This window comes from Pararhodospirillum photometricum DSM 122 (genome assembly GCF_000284415.1).
Classification (GTDB): Bacteria; Pseudomonadota; Alphaproteobacteria; order Rhodospirillales; family Rhodospirillaceae; genus Pararhodospirillum; species Pararhodospirillum photometricum.
Window position 1 is genome coordinate 2,017,859 of the sequence record NC_017059.1, and the last position, 20,034, is coordinate 2,037,892.

The following is a 20,034-nucleotide window of genomic DNA, read 5'->3' on the forward strand; positions in this document are numbered from 1 at the left end:
ATCAGACCAGCCGGGCCAGGGCGGCTTCGAGCGCGTCGAGCGCGACGGCCTGCTGGTCGCCCGTCTCAAGGTCGCGCAGCCCGACCTCACCCTTGGCGATTTCGTCGGGACCGACAATGATCGCGGCCCGGGCCTTCAGACGATCGGCACGCTTCATGCGCTTGCCCAAGGTCCCGCTATAGCCCAGATCAATGACAAACCCGGCCCGGCGCAAGCGGTCGGCCAGCTCCAGGGCGATATTTTCGGTTTCGGGGCCGGTGGGGACCAGGGCGAAGGGCCGCACCACGGGACGGGCGGCCTCGCCCATCAGCATGGCCAAACGCTCGACCCCGGCAGCCCAGCCGATGCCCGGGGTGGGCGGTCCGCCCATCTGGCGCACCAAGCCATCGTAACGCCCACCGGCCAACACGGTGCCCTGGCTACCGAGATCGGTGGTCACGAATTCAAAGGCAGTATGGCCGTAGTAGTCGAGGCCACGCACCAGCAGCGGATCGAGCTTAAACGGGATGTTCAAGCGGGTCAGGCCATCGGTGACGCGGGCCAGGAAGTCGCGGCTGGCCTGATTGAGATGCTCGCTCAGGCGCGGCGCGTTGGCCACCACGGCGCGGTCGCCCTCGTCCTTGGAGTCGAGCACGCGCAAGGGATTGCGCTCCAGGCGGGTCAGGCTGTCTTGGGACAGGCGCTCGCGGTGGCTTTGCAGGTAGGCGACCAGGATCTCGCGGTAGGCGGCACGGCTTTCCAGATCACCCAGGCTGTTGAGGTGCAAGACAACGCGCCCGGCCAGCCCCAGGGCCTCCAGCAGGTGGTACCCCAAGGTGATGACCTCGATGTCGCCCAGCGGGTTTTCCACGCCCAACAGCTCGACACCCACTTGATGGAACTGGCGCAGCCGGCCCTTTTGCGGGCGCTCGTGCCGGAACATCGGGCCGCGATAGAACACCTTGATCGGCGCGTTCTGGGCCAAGCCATTGGAGATGAAGGCTCGGGCGATGCCGGCGGTGCCTTCGGGCCGCAGCGTCAGGCTGTCGCCCGAACGGTCGGTGAAGGTGTACATCTCCTTGGTCACGACATCGGAGGTTTCGCCCAGGGTGCGGGCGAAGACGTCGGTGAACTCAAAGATCGGCGTGATGATTTCGCCATAGCCGAAGCGCCCGGCGACGGCCCGGGCGGTGTCCTCGACCAAGCGGTGCAGGCCCGACTCTTCGGGCAGGCTGTCATGGGTGCCGCGAACGGGCTGCAAGGCGGCCACGGTGTTATCCTCTTTGGCATGTTCTGCAAAATGCAGGGCCGAGTGGCGCCTGCCGGGCTTGATCATCAGCCCAAGAGGGACCCGATACCATTCGGACCCGCTGCTGTCCAGAAAAGCGCGCCTTTGGAAGAAAGAGAGAAGGCGGGGAGGCGGGCCACCGCCTCCGCCGCTTGACCGGCCTGGAGCAGCAGCCGAGCCAGTTGCAAGCGTGGTTCCGGGTCCTCGGGTGTGGCGGCGATGGCAGCCTTCAGGCTGGCCATGCGGTCCACACTCTCTGGTGCGCTGGGTGGGGGACTGGCCGGAGCCTCGGGGCCGGCGGCGGTGAGGCGGCTGGCTTCGTCCAGACGTTGGGCAAAGGGCAGGTCGCGCTGGCCGGGCATGCCGACCACGGTGTAGAGGGCCAAGGCCGCCGCCGGCAGGCCGATGATCAGCGCTGCTGCCGCCGCGCGGCTGCGGTTGCCGGCGGGCACGGTGGTGACCTGCGGCGGGGGGATCTCCGGCGCAGGGATCCCCCCCTCGGGAGCCGGGCCGACGGGGGCCACCGGCACGGCCAGCAGGCGACGCTGCACTTCCAGGCGGGCCGCCTCGGCCTGATCGGGTGGCAACAGGCCGGAGGCTAGGTCGCGCTCGATCTCGGAGAGTTGATCGCGATAGACGGCCAAGTCATAGGCGGCGCGGGTCGGAACATCGGCATCCACCCGGCGCGGGCGCACCAGGGGCCAAGCCAGGGTTCCCGCCGCGCCCAGGCCCACGCCCGCCGCCACGGTCCAAAACAACACGGTCACGCGGGGGTCTCCTTGTCGGCGGCCGGGGAGGGGGCCGGAGGGGGAGGAGCAGCGGGAGAGGGAGAGGGAGAGGGAGGCGAGGCCTCAGCCAGCAGGGCCTTGAGGCGGCGCTCCTCTTCCTCGTTCAAGCCCGTGACCAGAGCCGGATCGACCCCGTCGCGGCGGCGAAAGAAGGTCCACAGCCCAAACGCCCCGGCCCCCAGCGCCAAGAAGGGACCCAGCCACAAGAACACGGTGGTGGTCTTGAAGGGCGGTTTCATCAGCACATAGTCGCCGTAGCGCTCGACCATGTAGCCGACCACCTCGTCGTTGCTGCGTCCCTCGGTCAACAAGGAGCGGACCCTCAGGCGCATGTCGCGGGCGAGGTCGGCGTTGGATTCGTCGATGTTCTCGCTTTGGCAGACCACGCAGCGCAGGCCCTGGCTGATCTCGCGGGCCCGGCTTTCCAAGGTGGGGTCGGGCAGGATCTCGTCGGGCTGGACCGCCAACGCCGGCAGGCTGACGAGCCCCAGTCCGAAGACGAGCACGGCGGGACGGAGGAAAAAACCGGTGAGGTGGGTCATGGCTGGCCCTCCCGCAAGGACAAGATCAGGGGCTTGAGGGTCTGGCTCCACACCTCGGGGGTGATCGGTCCGGTATGCTTGTAGCGGACCACGCCCTGGGCATCGACCACAAAGGTTTCGGGCGCGCCGGTCACACCGAGGTCAATGACCACGTGGCTGTCCGGGTCGAGGCCGACCCGGTCGTAGGGGTCGCCGTGGCGGTTAAGCCACGCCAGCCCGTCGGCTGGATCCTTCTCCCGCCAGTCCACCCCGTGGATGCGCACCAAGCCTTCACGCTGGATGGCCAGCAGCATGGGGTGTTCCTGCTGGCAGGCCACGCACCACGAGCCGAACACGTTGACCAGACTGACATCTCCCTTGAGGGCGGCGCTGTCAAGGGGCCGGCCTCGGCCGGGCAGGGGCTCCAGCGAAAACGCGGGCAGGGGCCGGTTGATCAACTGCGAGGGCAACAAGCGAGGATCTCGATCCAGCCCCACCAGGAACAACACCACCAACAGGGCGACCACCCCCAGGGGCAGGAAATAAACCCAGCGCTTGGGGCGCTTGGCTGCGACGAAGGGCAGGGGGGCGGTCTCCTCGGGGTCGGGAGAGGGCGAGGGGGTCATGACGCCAAACTCCTTGCTTCACGCGGGGCCCGGCGCGGCGCGCCCACCCGGTGACGGCGGTCGCTGACCGACATCAGGCCGCCCAGGCTCATCAGCAGCGCGCCGTACCACAAGAAGGGCACCGCCGGCTCGTAATAGAAACGGGTAACAAAGCCACCATCGCCGGTCGGCTCGCCGATGACGGCGTGGGTGTCGGACAGGCCGTTGGTGTGAATCGCCGATTCGGTGGTCGGCATCGGCGGGGTGCGGTAGGCGCGGCGCTCGGGATGCAGCACGGCGATCTCCTGACCGTCGCGCGTCAGGCGCACGGTGCCGGTGATCGAGGTGTAGTTGGGGCCTTCCTCCAGGGCGACATCGACCAAGGTGAAGGTGGTCCCGGCCAAGTCCTTGCTTTCGCCGGGCTTGAGGGCCTGGACCGCCTCTTGCTTCCAGGCGGTGTTGCCGGCGATGCCCACCACCACCAGCGCGGTGCCCAGGTGGCCCAGCACCAGACCCCAGGTGGCGCGCGGTTGCAACCGCAGGCGGCGCTGGACCTCGGTCCAGGGCTCACGGCCCAAGCGCAGGCGTTCCGAGAGGTCCACCAAGGTGCCGACCGCCAGCCACGCCGCCAGCCCAAAGCCAAAGGCCGCTCCCACCTCGGCCAAGCCGCCCCCCGCCAACCCATAGGTCAGCAGGGCAATCCCCACGGCGGCGCCGAACGCCACCTTGAGGCGGCCCAAGGCCCCAGCCAAGTCGGCCCGTTTCCAACTCAACATCGGGCCCACCGCCATCAGAGCGACCATGGGCACCATCAGGGGCACGAACACGCTGTTGAAGAACGGCGCGCCCACCGTGACCTTGCCCCACTGGAAGGCATCGGCGATCAGCGGGTAGAGAGTGCCCAGCAACACGGTCAAGGAGGCCGTGCTCATCAACAGGTTGTTAACGAGCAAGCTGCCCTCGCGCGACACCGGCGCAAACAGCCCCCCCGCCTTGAGCACCGGCGCGCGCACGGCAAACAAGGTGAGCGAGCCGCCGATGGTGACAGCCAGCAAGATCAGGATGAACAGGCCGCGCGTCGGGTCGGTGGCAAAGGCGTGCACCGAGGTGATGACGCCCGAGCGCACCAAAAAGGTGCCGACCAGGGACAGCGAAAAGGTGACAATGGCCAAAAACACCGTCCAGGCCTTCAGGCTGTCGCGTTTTTCCACCACGATGGCCGAATGGAGCAAGGCGGTGCCGGCCAGCCAGGGAATGAAACTGGCGTTTTCCACCGGATCCCAGTACCACCAGCCGCCCCAACCCAGTTCATAGTAAGCCCACCAACTGCCCAGGGCGATGCCAAGGGTCAGGAAGACCCAGGCGATCAGGGTCCACGGGCGCACCCAGCGCGCCCAAGCCGCGTCCACCCGGCCCTCGATCAAGGCGGCGATGGCCAGGGAAAAGGCCATGGAAAAGCCCACGTACCCGGCATACAGCATGGGCGGATGGAAGGCGAGGCCGGGATCTTGCAGCATCGGGTTGAGACCCTGGCCGTTGATCGGCGCCATTCCTTCCGGCACGCGCAAAAACGGATTGGACGTGAACAGGATAAACAGCAAAAACCCGGTGATGATCAGCGCCTGAATCGCCAGAGCCCGCGCCCGCAAGGCCGGCGGCAGGCTGCCCCCCAGAAGGCTCATGGCAAACGAAAACGCCGCCAAGATCACGATCCACAGGAGCAACGACCCCTCGTGATTGCCCCACACGCCCGAGACCTTGTACAGCAAGGGTTTGTCGGTGTGGCTGTTCTCAATCACGTTTACCAGGGAAAAATCGCTGACCACATAGGCATAGGTCAGGGCGCCAAACGCCGCGGCGATCAGGGGGAACAAGGCAAACGAGGCACGGCGCCCCGCCTCCATCCAGGCCACGTTGCCATGGCGCGCGCCCAACAGGGGCAGCAGGGATTGGGCGGCGGCCACGCACAGAGCCAGGACAAGGCAGAAGTGTCCGAACTCGGCGATCATGGACATCATCTCCAAAGCCGGAGAAAAAGACGCGACGTCCCCCGGCCCGCAAGCGCGGGGGACGCGGTTTATTGGCCCGGGGACGGGGGGCCATGCTCCCACTTGCCCGAGGCCTTGAGCGATTCCGCCACCTCGGGGGGCATGTAGTTCTCATCGTGCTTGGCCAGCACGGTTTCGGCGATAAAGCCCTTGTCGTCGCCCAGCCGGCCCTCGGCCACCACGCCCTGACCCTCGCGGAACAGGTCGGGCAGCAAGCCGGTGTAGGTGACGGGCAGACGGTTGACGAGATCGGTGACGACAAAGCGCACCACCTCGCCCTCCTTGACCACGCTCCCTTGTTCCACGAGGCCGCCCACCCGGAAGCGGCGCCCTTCCTCGATGTGCTTTTCCTTGACGTCCGTGGGACTGTAAAAAAACACCAAGTTGTCCTTCAAGGCCGCCAGGGTCAAACCAACCGCCGTGAACAAGACCAGAAGGCCCAGCAGCACGAACATCAAGCGGCGTTTTTTGCGGGTCACGGGTCGCGTTCTCCCTCGTTATGACAGGCGCCCGGCCCTCAGGACGGCTCACGGTCCCGGCTCAGGGTCCGCATCCGGTCCAGAAGGGCCAGGGTGCGTCGGCGCTCGGTCCAGGCGTGCACCGCGAGGCCACCCACCACGACCGCGCACAACACATAGGCTGGCCACACATAAAGCGCGTAGCCTCCCATGGCAAAATAGGTCATCAGGCTGTCCATCTGCGCTCTTCCCTTAGCCGGCCAGGGCCCGCTGGCCCAGGGCGCGGATCTTGGCGGCGGCAATGCCGCTTTCCATGCGCACCAGAACCAGGGTCACGAACAAAAGCTGAAAGCCCAGCACCATCACCAGCAAGGGCCCCAAAATCGAGGCATCAAGCGCCGGGCCCCCCGCCTTGATCACGCTGGCCGGCTGGTGCAGCGTGTTCCACCAGTCCACCGAGAACTTGATGATGGGAATGTTGACCACCCCGACCAAACACAAAATGGCGGCGGCGCGGTTGCCGCGCGTCACGTCGTCAAAGGCGTTGGCCAGCGCCATGTAGCCCAGGTACAAAAACAGCAAGACCAGCATCGAGGTCAGGCGCGCGTCCCACACCCACCAAGCCCCCCACATCGGCTTGCCCCACAGGGCGCCCGAGACGAGGCACAAAAAGGTGAAGGCCGCGCCCAGCGGCGCCGCCGCCCGCGCCGCCAGATCGGCCAGCGGGTGCTTCCAGATTAGGGCCACCGCCGAGCCCACCGCCATGAAAACATAGGCAAACAGGGCCATCCAGGCCGAGGGAACGTGCACATACATGATGCGCACGCTCTCGCCTTGCTGGTAGTCCGGTGGGGAGTACACCAAAGACCACGCCAGCCCCACCAGCAAGGACAGCCCGGTCAGGGCGGCGCTCCACGGCAGGACCACGCGACTGATCTTGAGAAAGCGAGTCGGATTGGCAAATTTGTGCATGGGGCGATCTCGGTTTCGGGTCGCTACACCTTAGCGAAGGAACCGGGCGGTTTCCAGTCCGCCCAGGACGCTCATTCCAGGGCCTGACGCAGCGCCAGGGCCGTGGCAAGAGGGCACAAGACCAGCGCGGCCAGCAACATGGCCCCCAAGATCTTCAACTGCGCCCCATAGGCAAACCCCATCACGGCCGCATCCACGGCCGACACCCCGAAAATGAGAACGGGGACGTACAAGGGCAAAATCAGCAAGGAGACCAAAACACCGCCCCGCCGCGCCCCTAACACCAAGGCCGCGCCCACCGCGCCCACCAAGCTCAGGGTCGGCGTGCCCAGCGCCATCGCCGCCAGCATCAGCCCAAAGCCCTCAGGGCGCATTTGCAAGAGCACCGCCAGCAGGGGGGCCGCAGCCAACAGGGGCAAGGCGGTGGTCAGCCAGTGGGCGGCGATCTTGGCGGTGACAATGAGCGTCAGCGATGCCGGGGCCCGGGTCAGCAGGTCCAGGCTGCCGTCTTCGTATTCCTGCTGAAACAGGCGGTCCAGGGACAGCATGGACGCAAGAAGCGCCGTTACCCACAACACGCCGGCGCTGATCCGCTCCAAGACCGCCGTTTCCGGCCCCACGCCAAAGGGGAACAGCACCACCGTCACCACAAAAAAGGCAACCACCATCAAGCTGTCGGTGCCCTGGCGCAGCGCCAAGCGCAGGTCGCGCGCCAGAACCGTTCCAAAAACCCCCATCACGGCGCGTCTCCCCAAAACAGAGCGCCGGATCGCTCAAGATCGGGCATAAAACGATCCACCGCCAAGATCTCCGCCCCCGGGAGGGCAATATCCTGGTGGGTCGAGAGCACGACCATGCCACCTTGGGCCCGATGACGCGCCAGAGCCCCCTCTAGGAGGCCAATCGAGGCCCGGTCCAAGGCGGTCGTTGGTTCATCCAGCAGCCACAACGGCGCGGGGGCGGCAATCAGCCGGGCCAGATTGGTGCGGCGCTTCTGGCCCGCCGAGAGCATGCGGCCGGGCAGGTGGGCCAAGTGGCTGAGATTGAAGGTCGCCAGGGCCTCGTCGAGGTAGGTTTCGCCCGCCCCGGCCAGTCGGGCCCAAAAGGCGACGTTTTCCCGCAGGTCCAAGACCGGTTTGATGGCGTCGAGGTGACCAACATAGCGGACGCGCTCGCCGTGGGCCTCGGGATCCTCGGCTACGTCGGTTCCGTCCCAGGTCAGCGTCCCGGCCGTCGGGCGCAGCAACAGTGCCATCAGCCGCAGCAAGGACGACTTGCCGGCGCCGTTGGGGCCCACCAGCATCAAGGCGCCTCCGGGCTCCAGGCGAAACTCCAGGGCCGCGAACACGGCGCGCTCACCGCGCACGCAAAGCAGGCCATGCCCGGCGAAGGGGGCGGGCGCGGCGAAACGGGGGGTGTCGATCGTGGCTGCCATGATCCGCCCCGTTTAGAGCATTTCTTTCTGAAAGGGAAGGAAGGGATCGAGGGGCCGTCGGCCTTCAGGGCAGAAGGAAGGCTGGGGAGGCGTGGCCTCCCCAGACCCCTCGATTCCTTAGAGGTGTTACGAGGGCATCAGCCGTGACCACCAGCCGACCCGGCGCGGCGGGGGGGGGCCTTCGGGCGCGGCGGCCGGAACCGGGGCCGGGGCGGCTTCGGCCCAGGGGTGATCCAGCGCCGGGGCCGTAGAGGCAGGTTCGCTGGGTGTTGGTGCGCTTGCCACCGGGGGGGGCTTCCTCGGGGGCGGCAGGGAGGAAAGCGTCCTGCCCCTCCGGGAGGAAAGCGTCCTGCCCCTCCGGGAGGAAAGCGTCCTGCCCCTTCGGGAGCAAGGGCTCCGGCTCTTCCAGCGGCGGGGAGGGCGGCGCCTCCGGGGGAGGCGGCGCGCTGTCCTCGATCGCCGAGGCCTGGGCGTCCACCGTTTCGATCACAATGGTGCGGATCTCCGCGGGGCGCTCCGGCTCGTCCTGGTCGGGCGGCAAGGTGCCGATGATTTCGTCGGCCATCTCGGGATCCACCAGGGCCGCCGCCGGCAGGTCATCGCGCATCGGCCGCTCGCGCCGCCGAGCCCGCCGCCGCCGAGAGCGCCGCCGCTCCGACGTGCTGTCCTCTTCGGCCGTTTCCGGCGTCGGGGCGGTTTCCTCAGGGCCAGTCGGCTCTTCCTCGGCGGTCTCGTCGGCGTCCTCGTCAGTGTCCTCTTCGGTCACGACGGGGGCCTCGGCGCTCAGGGACTCGCCGTCTTGTTCCTTCCGCCGCCGCCGCCGCCGCCGCCGGCGCTTGCGCGAGCCGTTTTCGTCGGTGTCGGCGTCGGTCTCGGTGTCGGTCTCGACCAAGGGCTCGCCGCCGGCGGCCTCCAGGCTCTCGTCGTCCTCTTCCTCTTCGGGGATCTCGTCCTCGGGCTCCTCGACCGGCGCCGGAAGGTCCAGCGCAGGCGTCTCGCGGCGCGGCGTCTCGGCCTTGACCCGCTCCATCCGGTGATCGGGGATGATCAAGCTGTCGTCGCCTTGCAGCAGCACCGTAAAGTCGTGGCGCTGCTCCATCGCCGCCAGCGTGGAGCGCTTGTAGTTCAGGATATACAATGCCACGGCGGTGGGCACGAACACCGTGACCTCGCAGGAGCGCCGGCGCACCCCCTCCTCCTCAATGATGCGCAGGATGTGGATGGCCGTCGATTCCACCGAGCGCACCACCCCGGCGCCCCGGCAATGGGGGCAGGGCTGGAAGCTGGTTTCCATCAAACTGGGCCGCAGGCGCTGGCGCGACATTTCCAGAAGGCCAAACGCACTGATGCGGCCAATCTGGATGCGCGCTCGGTCGTGGCGCAGCGCTTCCTTGAGGCGGCGCTCGACGGCGGCGTTGTACTTGGGATCGTCCATGTCGATAAAATCGATGACGATCAGGCCGGCAAGGTCTCGCAACCGAAGTTGCCGGGCGATTTCGTCGGCCGCCTCCAAGTTGGTCTTGTACGCCGTTTCCTCAATGTTGCGCTCACGGGTCGAGCGCCCCGAGTTCACGTCAATGGCCACCAGAGCTTCGGTCTGGTTGATGACGAGGTAGCCGCCCGACTTCAACTGGGCGATCGGCTGGAGCATGGCGTCCATCTGGCTTTCCACCTGGAACCGGTGGAACAGCGGCATGGAAGCGTCCGTGTACGGCTGAACCCGCTTGGCATGCGAGGGGGTCAGCATGCGCATGAAGTCCTTGGCCATGCGGTAGCCGGCCTCACCCTCAACCAGGACCTCCTCGATGTCCCGGCTATAAATGTCGCGGATGGCCCGCTTGATCAGGCTGCCTTCCTCGTGGATCAGGCAGGGCGCCCGCGACGTTAAGGTGGTCTGGCGGATGGTCTCCCAGGTGCGCAGGAGGTAATCGTGATCGCGCTTGATCTCGGCCTTGGAGCGCTCGGAGCCGGCCGTGCGCAAGATGATCGCGCTGCCCTTGGGGCCGGTCAGCTCGCTCATGATCGACTTGAGGCGCTTGCGGTCGGCCGCGCTGGTGATCTTGCGCGACACACCACCGCCCCGGGTTGTGTTGGGCATGAAGACGCAATAGCGGCCAGCCAGCGACAGATAGGTGGTCAGCGCCGCGCCCTTGTTGCCGCGCTCTTCCTTCACGACCTGAACCAGGACGATCTGTCGGCGCTTGATGACGTCTTGAATCTTGTAGGAACGGGAAGGACGCGGACGGGAGCGGCGCTGGGGCGTTGCTTCTTCAACGCTGCTGGCATCGGTCTCCCCGGAGAGGCCGTTCTCGGCGGTGTCGCCGTCTTCCGCGTCGGCGCCGTCCTCGTCGTCGTCGTCCTCGCTTTCGGCGAGCGCGACCTGTTCAGCGATCAGGCGCTCCCGGTCGGCCAGAGGAATTTGGTAATAGTCGGGGTGGATTTCATTAAAGGCCAAAAAGCCATGCCGATTGCCGCCGTAATCCACGAAGGCAGCTTGCAAGGAAGGTTCGACCCTGACAATTTTAGCGAGGTAGATGTTGCCTTTTAGCTGCYTTTTAGTCGAGGTCTCGACATCGAATTCATCGAGTCGAGTCCCATCCAAGACAACCACCCGCGTTTCCTCGGGGTGGTTGGCATCGATCAACATACGTTTGGTCATTAGGAAGCCGTCTCCGCGGGACCGGATCCGGGCGTGCCGGGCGGTCGATCTGTCGGGATCGGCGGGTCTGGGGCGGGCAGGAGGCGGGAGGCGCCTGGGGTTCCCCTCTCTTCCACGGTCCTCGCGTCCCCCCTCGGGGCGCGACGGCCTTCCTCCCGGGCGGGGACAAAGGCACGCTCTGGCGATGTGGAAGGGAAAGACACGGGGCATGACCGGGAGAGAACAAAGAACCCGCGCATGGCGCCTGGGAAAGAACAAACGCGTCCCTCCAAGCCTCTGCGGGTCTATTCCTCACCATCTGCTCCATCGCATCCTTGATGCAGGGGCACCTTGCGCGGGGCGCCTTAACTCCTTGGGCCCGGGCGACCCGGCCGAAAGGAAACTGTTGTCGGTCAAAACCGCTTGACGGATCCGGGCTCGACGCCTGTCCTGTCCTGCCCTCGGACAAAGCCATGGGCAAAAGACGCTGGCAGGCCACTCTTCCCGCTGTTCGCAACACCTCCGGCTTGCGCCGCCGGGAGTCTCGAACAAGACCCATCAACGGAATCTCGCCCTTAGGATACTGCCCAGGCGCCCGGACCACAACCATCTTATTTTCCCTTTGGGGGCGGGCGGTGATATTTTAAGGGCAGAGGCCCCCGTGACGTGGCAGCAAGAAAATTTTCAGATTCATGGGATAGGAAGAGTGTGTTGCGTTGGAATCTTGCAACCAAAGGCGCCGGTCCCTACAAGAGGCGCGCGGGGATGGGGATGGTATCCCAGGCAGGATCGGGTATACGGCGATGACCGAAAGAAGGCTGACAAGATTGAGCCGCCGTGCGCTCCTTGCGGGAGCGTCGGGTCTCGTGGTCGGCGTGTTCGCGGCCCGTCCCGGCTGGGCCCAAGCACGGGCGACCCGACTGCGTCTCGGTCTCCAGGAAAAGACCACCCGGCTGGTGGTCGATCTCTCCGAGCGGGTGACGTGGCGGACCTTTGCCCTCGACGCCCCGCCGCGCTTGATTCTTGATCTTCCCCAGGTGGAGTTTGATGGCGCGAGCGCGCCCGCCGCCCTGGGCACCGTGCGCGCGGTGCGCACCGGTCCTGGCGACCCCGGGGTCTCGCGCGTCGTGATCGACCTCACCGGGCCCGCCATCGTCGATAAGGATTTTCTGCTCGAACCCCAGGGTGGCTTTGGCTGGCGCTTGGTGGTGGATCTGGTCAGTGTCGATCGCAGCGCCTTTCTCGCCACCGTGGGCAAGGTCCCGGTGCCCGTCGCGCCGAAGTCCGTGACTCCCGAACCCTCGACCCGCGCTGCGGGCCTAGCCCCCGCCCAGGGCGCTTTTCCCACCCCGCCCGCACCGACGGCCCCCGCGCCCACGTCGGGGGGCGTCCATGCCGAGGCTGTCCCGGTGGGCGGGCCCGTCGATCTGCGTCCCGGGACCCTTCCGGCTGGTGGTGGGTCACCAGCGGGGCGATTTGGGTGCCGGCGTTTTCCAAAACGGCGCCGACCGCCACGTCCTCGGGCACCGGCCAGGAAGCCCCCGACACGCTCTTCCACGGCGCGCAGGCGAAGCCGGTGACCATTTCGGCATGGACCGCGAGGGGCTTGCCGATCTTGCCGCTGTTGAGGCTGCGTGCCAGGGTCTGGACGCCCTCGGACAGGTGGGTCGCCGGGCCGACGCCCAGGTGCAGGCCCTTGGACTGGGCCAACTCGATCAGGGCGCGGGCTTCGTCGAGCGAAAGGGCCAGCAGCTTGTCGCAGTAGACGTGCTTACCCGCTTCCAAAACGGTACGGGTCACGTCGGCATGGAAGCGCGACGGGGTCAGATTGACGACCACGTCGAGCACAGGATCGGCCAGAAGCTCGTCCAAGGTGGCGTAGGCCTTCACCTGATGGGCGGTGGCAAAGGCCGTCAACCGCTCTGCGTCAAGATCGAAGGCCCCCAACAGACGCAGGTCGAGGTGGCTGCCCAGGGTCTGCTTGTAAAGGTCGGCGACATACCCACAGCCGACGAACGCGATGTTCATGCGGAGGATCCTTCCCGGTTTCCATCAACACCAAAGTGGGGTGTCCTGCCCCAAGGGGCAAGACGGTCCAAAAGGAGGACACGCCGACGTGGTCGGAAGGCACGTCACCTGGGGGCCAGCGATACCCCCGAGCGCGTCGGCGGGGCCTTATGCCTAAAATGTGCGACGCGTCAGCCCTTCCGCCTTGGCCCAGGCGGCGGCGCTCTCCACGGCGTCCTTAACACCGTGGACCGCCGTCCATCCCAGGGCGCGCTGGGCCTTGTCGGTGGGGTAGGTGGCGACAAGGCGGTAGAGGTCCAGTTCGCCGAAGTCCGGGGCGGACAGCAAGGTGTTCTCCACCTTCTTGGACTTCAAGGTGGGCAGGTGCCGCGAAATCAGTTTGGCCGGGCCGGCCTGGAGCACGCGCACGCCCAGCGACTCCGGCTGGATCTCGCGCACGTCGGGCAGGGCCAGGGCATCGTTGTATTTCGCGAAAAAGGCATTCCAGGACAAGGTGTCAGGGCCGGCCAGATTGAAGGCCGTACCCGGCGCCACGTCGGCGTCCAAAGCGGCGGCCACCGCGGTGGCGACATCGCGCGGATCAATCGGAGAGCAGGTGCCGTTGCCCACCTTGCCGATGGTTCCCCACACCCGGTTGGCCAGCCGCTGGGCGAGGGTTCCGGCCCAGAAGGGGCTGCCCGGGCCCATGACCACGGTGGGGCGCAAGATGACGACCGACAGGCCCTCGGCGGCGGCGGCCCGGCACAGGGCCTCGGCCTCGGCCTTGAGCACGGCGGCGCCCACTTCATCGCCCAGGCCGGTGACCAGGGGCGTTTCTTCGCTGACCGCCCCCTTCGCCGAGCCATAAACAGTGCTGCATGAGAGATGAATGACCCGGCGCACGCCCTTGGACCGCGCGGCGTTGAGAACAGCCTGGGTTCCGTTGACCAGGACCTGACGGTCGCCGGCGGCGCAATGGACAATCGCGTCAACGCCGGTGCACGCCGCTTCCAGGGTGCGGGCATCCTTCACATCGGCCACGACGGCGCTCAGGCCCTCGCCCGTGGGGGCCGGCCGCCCGTCCACGCGGGTGCCCGCGCGCACCTGAGACTCGGGCAGGCTCGCGAGATGCGTGCTCACGTGCCGGCCCAGACAGCCCGCGGCGCCAGTGACCAGGATTGTACGCATGTCCGTTTCCCCTCTCGTCACGTTCTTTGCTTGAGCCCTTCAGGCCAGGGGTCCCGGTCGGGGGGGCCGGCCTGCATGATCTCCAGTCCCCTCAGACTGGAGGATGATCTGGCGTGCCTTTCCGTCTCGAGGACCGGCGACGTTGGCGTTCTTATATACGATCTTAAACACGCCCGGAAAGAGATCACGCACAAGGCGACAGGGGGGAATCGGAGGACGGCGAAAAATAGGGAAGGCTGGGGAGGCAGGCCTCCCCAGGTCCCTCTGGTCCGGGGGCTTACTTGGGCAACTCGCCTTGGACGCCCTTCACATACCAGTCCATGGACAGGATCTTGGCGTCGTCCAGGGCCTGACCGGCTGGCAACACTTCTTCCCCAGCCTGATTAACCAGGGGGCCCTTGAAGGGGTGTAGTGTGCCGTCCATGATCGCCTTACGCGCCGCCTCGGCCTTTTCGACAATCTCGGGGGTCAGGGAGGGGTTGTAGGGGCTCATGTGCACCATGTCGGTGGCAAGGCCGCCCCAGGTGTCTTCAGACTTCCAGGTGCCGTCCAGAACCGCCTGGACGCGCGCCTTGTAGTAATCGCGCCAGTTGTCCACGATTGCCGTCAGGTGCGCCTTCGGGGCGAAGCGCGACATCTCGGTGGCTTGACCAAAGGCAACGATGCCCTTTTCCTCGGCCACCTGGACCGGGGCCGGGCTGTCGGTGTGCTGGGTCAGCACGTCGGCGCCCTGGGCGACCAGGGTCTCGGCGGCTTCGCGCTCGCGCGGCGGATCGTACCAGGAGTTGACCCAGATCACCTTGACTTCGGCGTCCGGGTTGACGCTGCGCAGACCTTGGGTGAACGCGTTGATGCCGCTCACCACCTCGGGAATCGGGAAGGAGCCGATATAGCCAATGGTCTTGGACTTGGTCAGCAGGCCGGCCATCACGCCGATGACATAACGGCCCTCATAAAACCGCGCGGCGTAGGTCGCCACGTTGTCGGCGCGCTTGTAGCCGGTGGCGTGCTCGAACTTCACCTTGGGGAACTGCTGCGCCACCTTCAAGGTTGGGTTCATGAACCCGAACGACGTGGTGAAGATCAGGTCGAAGCCATTGGCGGCGAACTGGCGGATGACGCGCTCGGCATCGGCGCCTTCTTGGACGTTCTCAACGAACGCCGTTTGAACGCGGCTACCAAAGGCTTCCTCAACCGCCTTGCGGCCCTGGTCGTGCTGGTAGGACCAGCCGTGGTCACTGACCGGGCCAACGTACACAAAGCCCACCTTCAACGGGTCGGCGGCCTCGACCGGGGCGGTGAGCCCCACAGCCACCGCCGCCGCAGCGACCAACCGGACGATATTCTTTTTCAAAGGGGTGTCTCCCTTTCCTCTGGACCGGGCGCGACGCTTACCGGTCGGGATAAAACTCCTTGCCCAGGCAGGCCGGCGCGTTGAGCCGGACCCGGGTCGCGTCCCGCGAGATCAGGACCAGGACAAGGATGGTGGCAAGATACGGCAACATTGACATGATTTGGCTGGGAACCTGGACCCCCAGGCCCTGCGCGTGGAGTTGAAGGATGGTCACCCCGCCAAACAGCCACGCTCCGGCCAGCACCCGCCAGGGCTTCCAGGTGGCAAAGACCACCAACGCCAGGGCGATCCAGCCGCGCCCAGCCGTCATGTTTTCCACCCACATCGGGGTATAGACCAGCGACAGGTAAGCCCCCGCCAGTCCGCCCAGCACCCCGCCAAACAGCACCGCGCCATAGCGGATCCCCAGCACCGAGTGGCCCAGCACATGGGCGGCATCGTGATTTTCGCCCACGGCGCGCACGATCAGGCCGGTGCGGGTGCGCGACAAGCCCCAGGCCACCAAGGCGATCACCGTCACCGAGACGTAGACCAGCGGATCTTGGCCAAAGAGCACCGGGCCAATGACGGGCAGGTCACTCAATCCGGGCACGGAGAGGCCGGGCAGGGCGGTCAGGGGCGTGCCAACAAAGCTCCGCCCGACAAACGCCGAGAGCCCAATGCCAAACAAGGTCAGGGCCAAGCCGGTGGCTACCTGATTGGTCCTGAGACTCAAGGTCAGCACCCCAAACAACAAGGCCATGAGCATCCCGGCCGCCATCGCCGCCAGGATCCCCAGCACCGGATTGCCGGTGGCCACCGTGACCCCGAAGGCACTGACCGCGCCCATCAGCATCATGCCCTCGACCCCCAGATTGAGCACGCCGGCCTTTTCCGTGACCAGTTCGCCCAGGGCGGCCAAAGCCAGCGGCGTGGCGGCGCGGGCCATGGCACTGACCACGGCGCTCAGGGTATCGGCATCCATCTCAGGCGTCCTCGGGCAGACGGGCACGAAAGCGCACCCGGTATTTGATCAAAACGTCGGCGGCCAGCAGGAAAAACAAGATCAGGCCTTGGAAGACCCCGGTGACGGCCAGCGGCAGGCCCATCATCAGTTGGACGGTCTCGCCGCCCAGGTAGGTGAGCGCCATGAACAGGGCGGCGACCAGGATGCCGACTGGGTGCAGCCGGCCCAAAAAGGCCACGATGATCGCCGTGAAGCCGTAGCCGGGCGAGATGCTGGGGGTCAACTGACCGATTGGGCCCGCCACCTCGGCCAATCCGGCAAACCCCGCCAAGCCGCCCGAGAGCAGCAAGGCAAACCAGATCAGGCGGTTTTGGCGAAAGCCGGCATAGGCCCCGGCGCGCGGCGCCAGACCCATGACCTTGATTTGAAAGCCGAGAAAGCCCCGTCCCAGCAGCAGCCATACGGCCCCCACCACCAGCACCGCCACCCCAACCCCCAGGTGCAACCGGGTACCCTCGATCAGCAGAGGAAAGGTGGCCGAGGCGCTAAACATGGCTGTTTGCGGAAAGTTGAAGCCGCTCGGGTCGCGCCAGGGGCCATGCACCAGCCAGCTCAAGAGCAACTGGGCCACGTAGGTGAGCATCAGACTGGTCAAAATTTCGCTGGCATGAAAGCGGGTGCGCAGCAGGGCGGGGAGGGCGGCCCAGGCCATGCCCCCCACGATCCCGGCGACGATCACCGCCGGCAACACAAAAATGCTGTCACTGTGGCCCAGGGCCAGGGCGACGCCGCCGCCGGTGATGGCGCCCAGGGTCAACTGGCCCTCGGCGCCGATGTTCCACACCCCGCCGCGAAAGCCGACGGCGAGGCCAGCGGCGATCAGGGCCAGCGGCGCCGCCTTCACCCCCAATTCGGTGAGGCTGTAAACGCTGCTAAGGGGCGTCAGGAAAAAGGCCGACAGCGCTGCCACCGGATCCTTGCCCAGCAGGCTGAACAGCAGCCCGCCCACAAGAAAGGTCAGGGCCACGGCGGCCAGCGGTGCCGCCCATACCCACACGGGCGAGGGCTCGGGCCGGGCTTCAAGGTGGGGCAGGCGAATCACGACAGGGCCTCCTGAGCGGGGGCGAGGGGCGGGGGCGGGTCAAACAGGCCGCCCATCATCAGGCCCACCTGTTCCAGGCTGACCTCGTGGCACGGACGCGTCGGCGACAGGCGCCCGGCGCACAGGACGGCAATGCGGTCGGCAATGGCAAACAACTCGTCGAGATCCTGGCTAATGATCAACAAGCCCGCCCCCGTGTCCCGCAGGTCGAGCAGCGCACGGTGAATGGCCGCCGCCGCGCCGGCATCCACGCCCCAGGTCGGCTGACTGGCGACCAGAAGACGCGGCTTTTGCATCAGCTCGCGGCCAATGATGAATTTTTGAAGGTTGCCCCCCGACAGGCTGCCTGCCGAAGCCCGCGACCCTCCAGCCCGCACCCCGAAATGCTCGATGATGGTGCGTGCCAGCCCGTGGGTCCGGCGGCGGTCGATCACACCCCGGCGCACCAGGGCTCCGGCGCGATAGCTCGACAGCAAGGCATTCTCGGCCAGCGACAACTCAGGCACCGCGCCCCGGCCCAAGCGTTCCTCGGGCACCACGGCCAGCCCCAAGTCGCGCCGCGCCGCCGGGCCCAGGTGGCCGACTGGGGTGCCGGCGACCTGCAACGCCTCGGGACGCGCCGCCGGCCGCTCGCCGGACAGCGCCGCCAGCAAGGTGGCCTGACCGTTGCCCGCCACCCCGGCAATGCCCACAATTTCGCCCGGATAGACCCGCAAATTCACGTCCTCAAGGGGAACTCCAAACGGCGAATCGGCGGCCAGCGACAGGTGATCAATCTCCAGGCAGGCGGGATGCCCGGCGCGGGCGGCGGGCAGGGCGGTGGGGTCGCGGCGCTCGGGCAGGCCCACGTCCTCGCCAATCATCATCCGCGCCAGCTCACGGGCCGACTTGTCCCGGGGGTCGCAGGTGTCCACCACCCGGCCGGCCCGCAGCACCGTCGCTCGGTGGCATAAGGCGCGGATTTCGTCGAGCTTGTGCGAGATGTAGAGAATCGTCACCCCCTCCTCGGCGAGGCGCCGCAAGGTGACGAACAAGGCATCGGCCTCCAGCGGGGTCAGTACGCTGGTCGGCTCGTCCATAATCAACAGCCGGGGCTCCTGGAGCAGGCAGCGCACGATTTCCACCCGCTGGCGCTCGCCGACCGACAGGTCACAAATCCGCGCCTGAGGATCCAGGGCCAAGCCGTAGCGCTCGCCCACCTCCGCCACCCGGCGCGCCAGCCCCACCGGGTCGCGCTCGCCGTCCAGCGCTAGTTGGACGTTCTCGGTGACCGTCATGGACTCGAACAGGGAAAAGTGCTGGAAGACCATGCCAATGCCCAGGGCCCGCGCCTGGGCCGGCGAGGCAATACGCACCGGTTGGCCCTCCCACAGCACGGTGCCGGCGTCGGCACGCACCACGCCATAGATGATCTTCACCAGAGTGCTCTTGCCCGCCCCGTTCTCGCCCAGCAGGGCGTGGATCTCCCCCGGGGCCAGCGCCAAACTGACGTGGTCGTTGGCCACAAGACCAGCGTAGCGTTTCACGATGCCTTGCAACTGCAAGCGCGGAGGGGAGGAGGCAAGGTCCATGCGACGACTCTGGTGCGGGGAAAACGGGCACCGGCGCGGCAGGCGCTCCGGCGGATGGCGAATTCATAATCTTGCCCGGCCGCCCTGACCAGATGGCATGCAAGCCTCGCCCCTTGGAGAGCCCCCCATTTCTCCCCACATCAAAAAAACCGACGCGTTTGTCGGGAAGAATCATCAGGGACTTTCGTCTTTTGCGCGATATCCCTGACTATCACGGGGTTTTCATTGATGAGCAACTGTGGATGCGGCGGGGGGAACCGGGCGTCGTGCGGCACCCTCTCCCCCGAACAGGTGGAAATCCTCCATCACCACGGCACCGAGCGGGCCTTCACCAGCCCGTTGAATGACGAAAAACGCCCGGGCACCTATTCTTGTGCCGGGTGCGGCGCCACCTTGTTTCGCTCGGACGACAAATACGATAGCGGCTCCGGCTGGCCCAGCTTCACCCGTCCCGCCAACCCCGAGGCCGTCGCTACCTCCAGCGACCATACCTTGATGATGGTGCGCACCGAGGTCCATTGCGCCGCCTGCGACGGTCATCTCGGCCACGTCTTCGACGACGGCCCCGCCCCCACCGGCCTGCGCTATTGCATCAACGGCGCCGTGCTGCGCTTCGACCTTCAGGGCAGCTAACGTTTTGAGGGGTCTGGGGAGGCCCGCCTCCCCAGCCTTTCCTTCCTGTCACTTCTGAACCCCCTCCAAAAGCTGATACGTCCGCCCCTCCTCCTCCCACGTGTCCCCCACCTGCCGCGCCGTCAACCGGCCGCATTCAGGGTTGGAGCGAAACGGCGGCGTCTCATCGAAATGCAGACAAATCGTCCCCTCCTTGACCGACCACGTGCCACCAACATCCATCAGCCAATTCGACCCCCGAAAAGTGTGGTCCGGTTGAAACCATAGGCGCGACGTGGCCAGGGTGTCCTGAACCACCACCGTGTTGCCAAACCGCGTCGCCATCGCCTCTTCCCCAACCGCAAAGGCCAGGGAGGGCAGGAACAGTCCGGTGGCGAGAGCAAGCAGTCGATACATGGGCGCGATCTCCTGGGGGTGTCATTCCACCCCAGGATGTCGGTTTAAATCGGCATGTCAAGGCGCATTAGGTGGCGTAATTATGTTCTAGAATAAAGTTTTAAA

Annotated in this window: 19 protein-coding genes and 1 pseudogene; 2 read left to right on the forward strand and 18 right to left on the reverse strand. The window is 66.5% G+C overall.

The features are described from left to right. Position 1: 1 nt before the first annotated feature. From hisS to RSPPHO_RS09050, 11 genes are all read right to left on the reverse strand, one after another. Entirely contained in the window at positions 2-1,249 is a 1,248-nt protein-coding gene (gene hisS / locus RSPPHO_RS09000; protein ID WP_041796985.1) for a histidine--tRNA ligase, read from the reverse strand. A 65-nt stretch (positions 1,250-1,314) separates the two neighbouring features. Beyond that, positions 1,315-2,034, reverse strand: coding sequence for a c-type cytochrome biogenesis protein CcmI (ccmI, locus tag RSPPHO_RS09005; protein ID WP_051013777.1), 720 nt, complete (start codon positions 2,032-2,034; stop codon positions 1,315-1,317). Next, complete coding sequence (locus RSPPHO_RS09010) at positions 2,031-2,597, reverse strand: cytochrome c-type biogenesis protein (protein WP_069187545.1); 567 nt, start codon at positions 2,595-2,597, stop codon at positions 2,031-2,033. The genes ccmI and RSPPHO_RS09010 overlap by 4 nt, the downstream gene beginning before the upstream one ends. Beyond that, positions 2,594-3,202: a DsbE family thiol:disulfide interchange protein gene (locus RSPPHO_RS09015; protein ID WP_014414943.1), complete on the reverse strand. Its 609-nt coding sequence runs from the start codon at positions 3,200-3,202 to the stop codon at positions 2,594-2,596. The genes RSPPHO_RS09010 and RSPPHO_RS09015 overlap by 4 nt, the downstream gene beginning before the upstream one ends. After that, positions 3,199-5,190, reverse strand: coding sequence for a heme lyase CcmF/NrfE family subunit (locus RSPPHO_RS09020; RefSeq protein ID WP_041794854.1), 1,992 nt, complete (start codon positions 5,188-5,190; stop codon positions 3,199-3,201). The genes RSPPHO_RS09015 and RSPPHO_RS09020 overlap by 4 nt, the downstream gene beginning before the upstream one ends. A 68-nt stretch (positions 5,191-5,258) precedes the next feature. After that, entirely contained in the window at positions 5,259-5,708 is a 450-nt protein-coding gene (gene ccmE / locus RSPPHO_RS09025; protein ID WP_014414945.1) for a cytochrome c maturation protein CcmE, read from the reverse strand. Positions 5,709-5,746: 38 nt separating this feature from the next. Beyond that, positions 5,747-5,926 (reverse strand): heme exporter protein CcmD, encoded by a 180-nt coding sequence (gene ccmD, locus RSPPHO_RS09030; protein ID WP_041794856.1) that lies wholly within the window; start codon positions 5,924-5,926, stop codon positions 5,747-5,749. 13 nt (positions 5,927-5,939) lie between these two features. After that, positions 5,940-6,659, reverse strand: coding sequence for a heme ABC transporter permease (locus RSPPHO_RS09035; RefSeq protein WP_014414947.1), 720 nt, complete (start codon positions 6,657-6,659; stop codon positions 5,940-5,942). Positions 6,660-6,730: 71 nt separating this feature from the next. Then, positions 6,731-7,396 carry a heme exporter protein CcmB gene (ccmB, locus tag RSPPHO_RS09040; RefSeq protein WP_041794861.1) on the reverse strand — a complete coding sequence of 222 codons (666 nt, stop codon included), beginning with the start codon at positions 7,394-7,396 and terminating at the stop codon, positions 6,731-6,733. Beyond that, positions 7,396-8,094 carry a heme ABC exporter ATP-binding protein CcmA gene (ccmA, locus tag RSPPHO_RS09045; protein WP_014414949.1) on the reverse strand — a complete coding sequence of 233 codons (699 nt, stop codon included), beginning with the start codon at positions 8,092-8,094 and terminating at the stop codon, positions 7,396-7,398. Before ccmA ends, ccmB begins: the two co-directional genes overlap by 1 nt. Before the next feature lie 64 nt (positions 8,095-8,158). Continuing rightward, a complete protein-coding gene (locus RSPPHO_RS09050; protein WP_242390465.1) occupies positions 8,159-10,753 on the reverse strand; it encodes an Rne/Rng family ribonuclease in 2,595 nt (864 codons plus the stop codon). Between the two features lie 782 nt (positions 10,754-11,535). Here RSPPHO_RS09050 and RSPPHO_RS21940 point away from each other — a divergent pair. After that, positions 11,536-11,934, forward strand: a pseudogene (locus tag RSPPHO_RS21940) (AMIN domain-containing protein); the annotation flags it as partial. Positions 11,935-11,950: 16 nt separating this feature from the next. Here RSPPHO_RS21940 and RSPPHO_RS09055 read toward each other — a convergent pair. The 6 genes from RSPPHO_RS09055 to RSPPHO_RS09080 form a co-directional block, all read right to left on the reverse strand. Next, a complete protein-coding gene (locus RSPPHO_RS09055) occupies positions 11,951-12,760 on the reverse strand; it encodes a Gfo/Idh/MocA family protein (RefSeq protein WP_051013778.1) in 810 nt (269 codons plus the stop codon). A gap of 153 nt (positions 12,761-12,913) precedes the next feature. Next, positions 12,914-13,927 carry an NAD-dependent epimerase/dehydratase family protein gene (locus RSPPHO_RS17785; RefSeq protein ID WP_051013779.1) on the reverse strand — a complete coding sequence of 338 codons (1,014 nt, stop codon included), beginning with the start codon at positions 13,925-13,927 and terminating at the stop codon, positions 12,914-12,916. Between the two features lie 277 nt (positions 13,928-14,204). Further along, on the reverse strand, positions 14,205-15,281 hold the full coding sequence (locus RSPPHO_RS09065) for a BMP family ABC transporter substrate-binding protein (RefSeq protein ID WP_014414952.1): 1,077 nt from the start codon (positions 15,279-15,281) through the stop codon (positions 14,205-14,207). 37 nt (positions 15,282-15,318) lie between these two features. Beyond that, positions 15,319-16,245, reverse strand: a complete 927-nt coding sequence (locus RSPPHO_RS09070; protein ID WP_041794863.1) for an ABC transporter permease — start codon at positions 16,243-16,245, stop codon at positions 15,319-15,321. Between the two features lies 1 nt (position 16,246). Continuing rightward, a complete protein-coding gene (locus RSPPHO_RS09075; protein WP_014414954.1) occupies positions 16,247-17,329 on the reverse strand; it encodes an ABC transporter permease in 1,083 nt (360 codons plus the stop codon). Next, entirely contained in the window at positions 17,326-18,900 is a 1,575-nt protein-coding gene (locus RSPPHO_RS09080) for an ABC transporter ATP-binding protein (protein ID WP_014414955.1), read from the reverse strand. Before RSPPHO_RS09080 ends, RSPPHO_RS09075 begins: the two co-directional genes overlap by 4 nt. Positions 18,901-19,128: 228 nt before the next feature. On the opposite strand from RSPPHO_RS09080, the gene msrB reads away from it, so the two are divergent. Then, positions 19,129-19,533, forward strand: coding sequence for a peptide-methionine (R)-S-oxide reductase MsrB (gene msrB, locus RSPPHO_RS09085; protein ID WP_051013780.1), 405 nt, complete (start codon positions 19,129-19,131; stop codon positions 19,531-19,533). Between the two features lie 48 nt (positions 19,534-19,581). On the opposite strand, the gene RSPPHO_RS09090 is transcribed toward msrB, so the two are convergent. Continuing rightward, positions 19,582-19,929: a hypothetical protein gene (locus RSPPHO_RS09090; RefSeq protein WP_014414957.1), complete on the reverse strand. Its 348-nt coding sequence runs from the start codon at positions 19,927-19,929 to the stop codon at positions 19,582-19,584. Positions 19,930-20,034 lie beyond the last annotated feature (105 nt).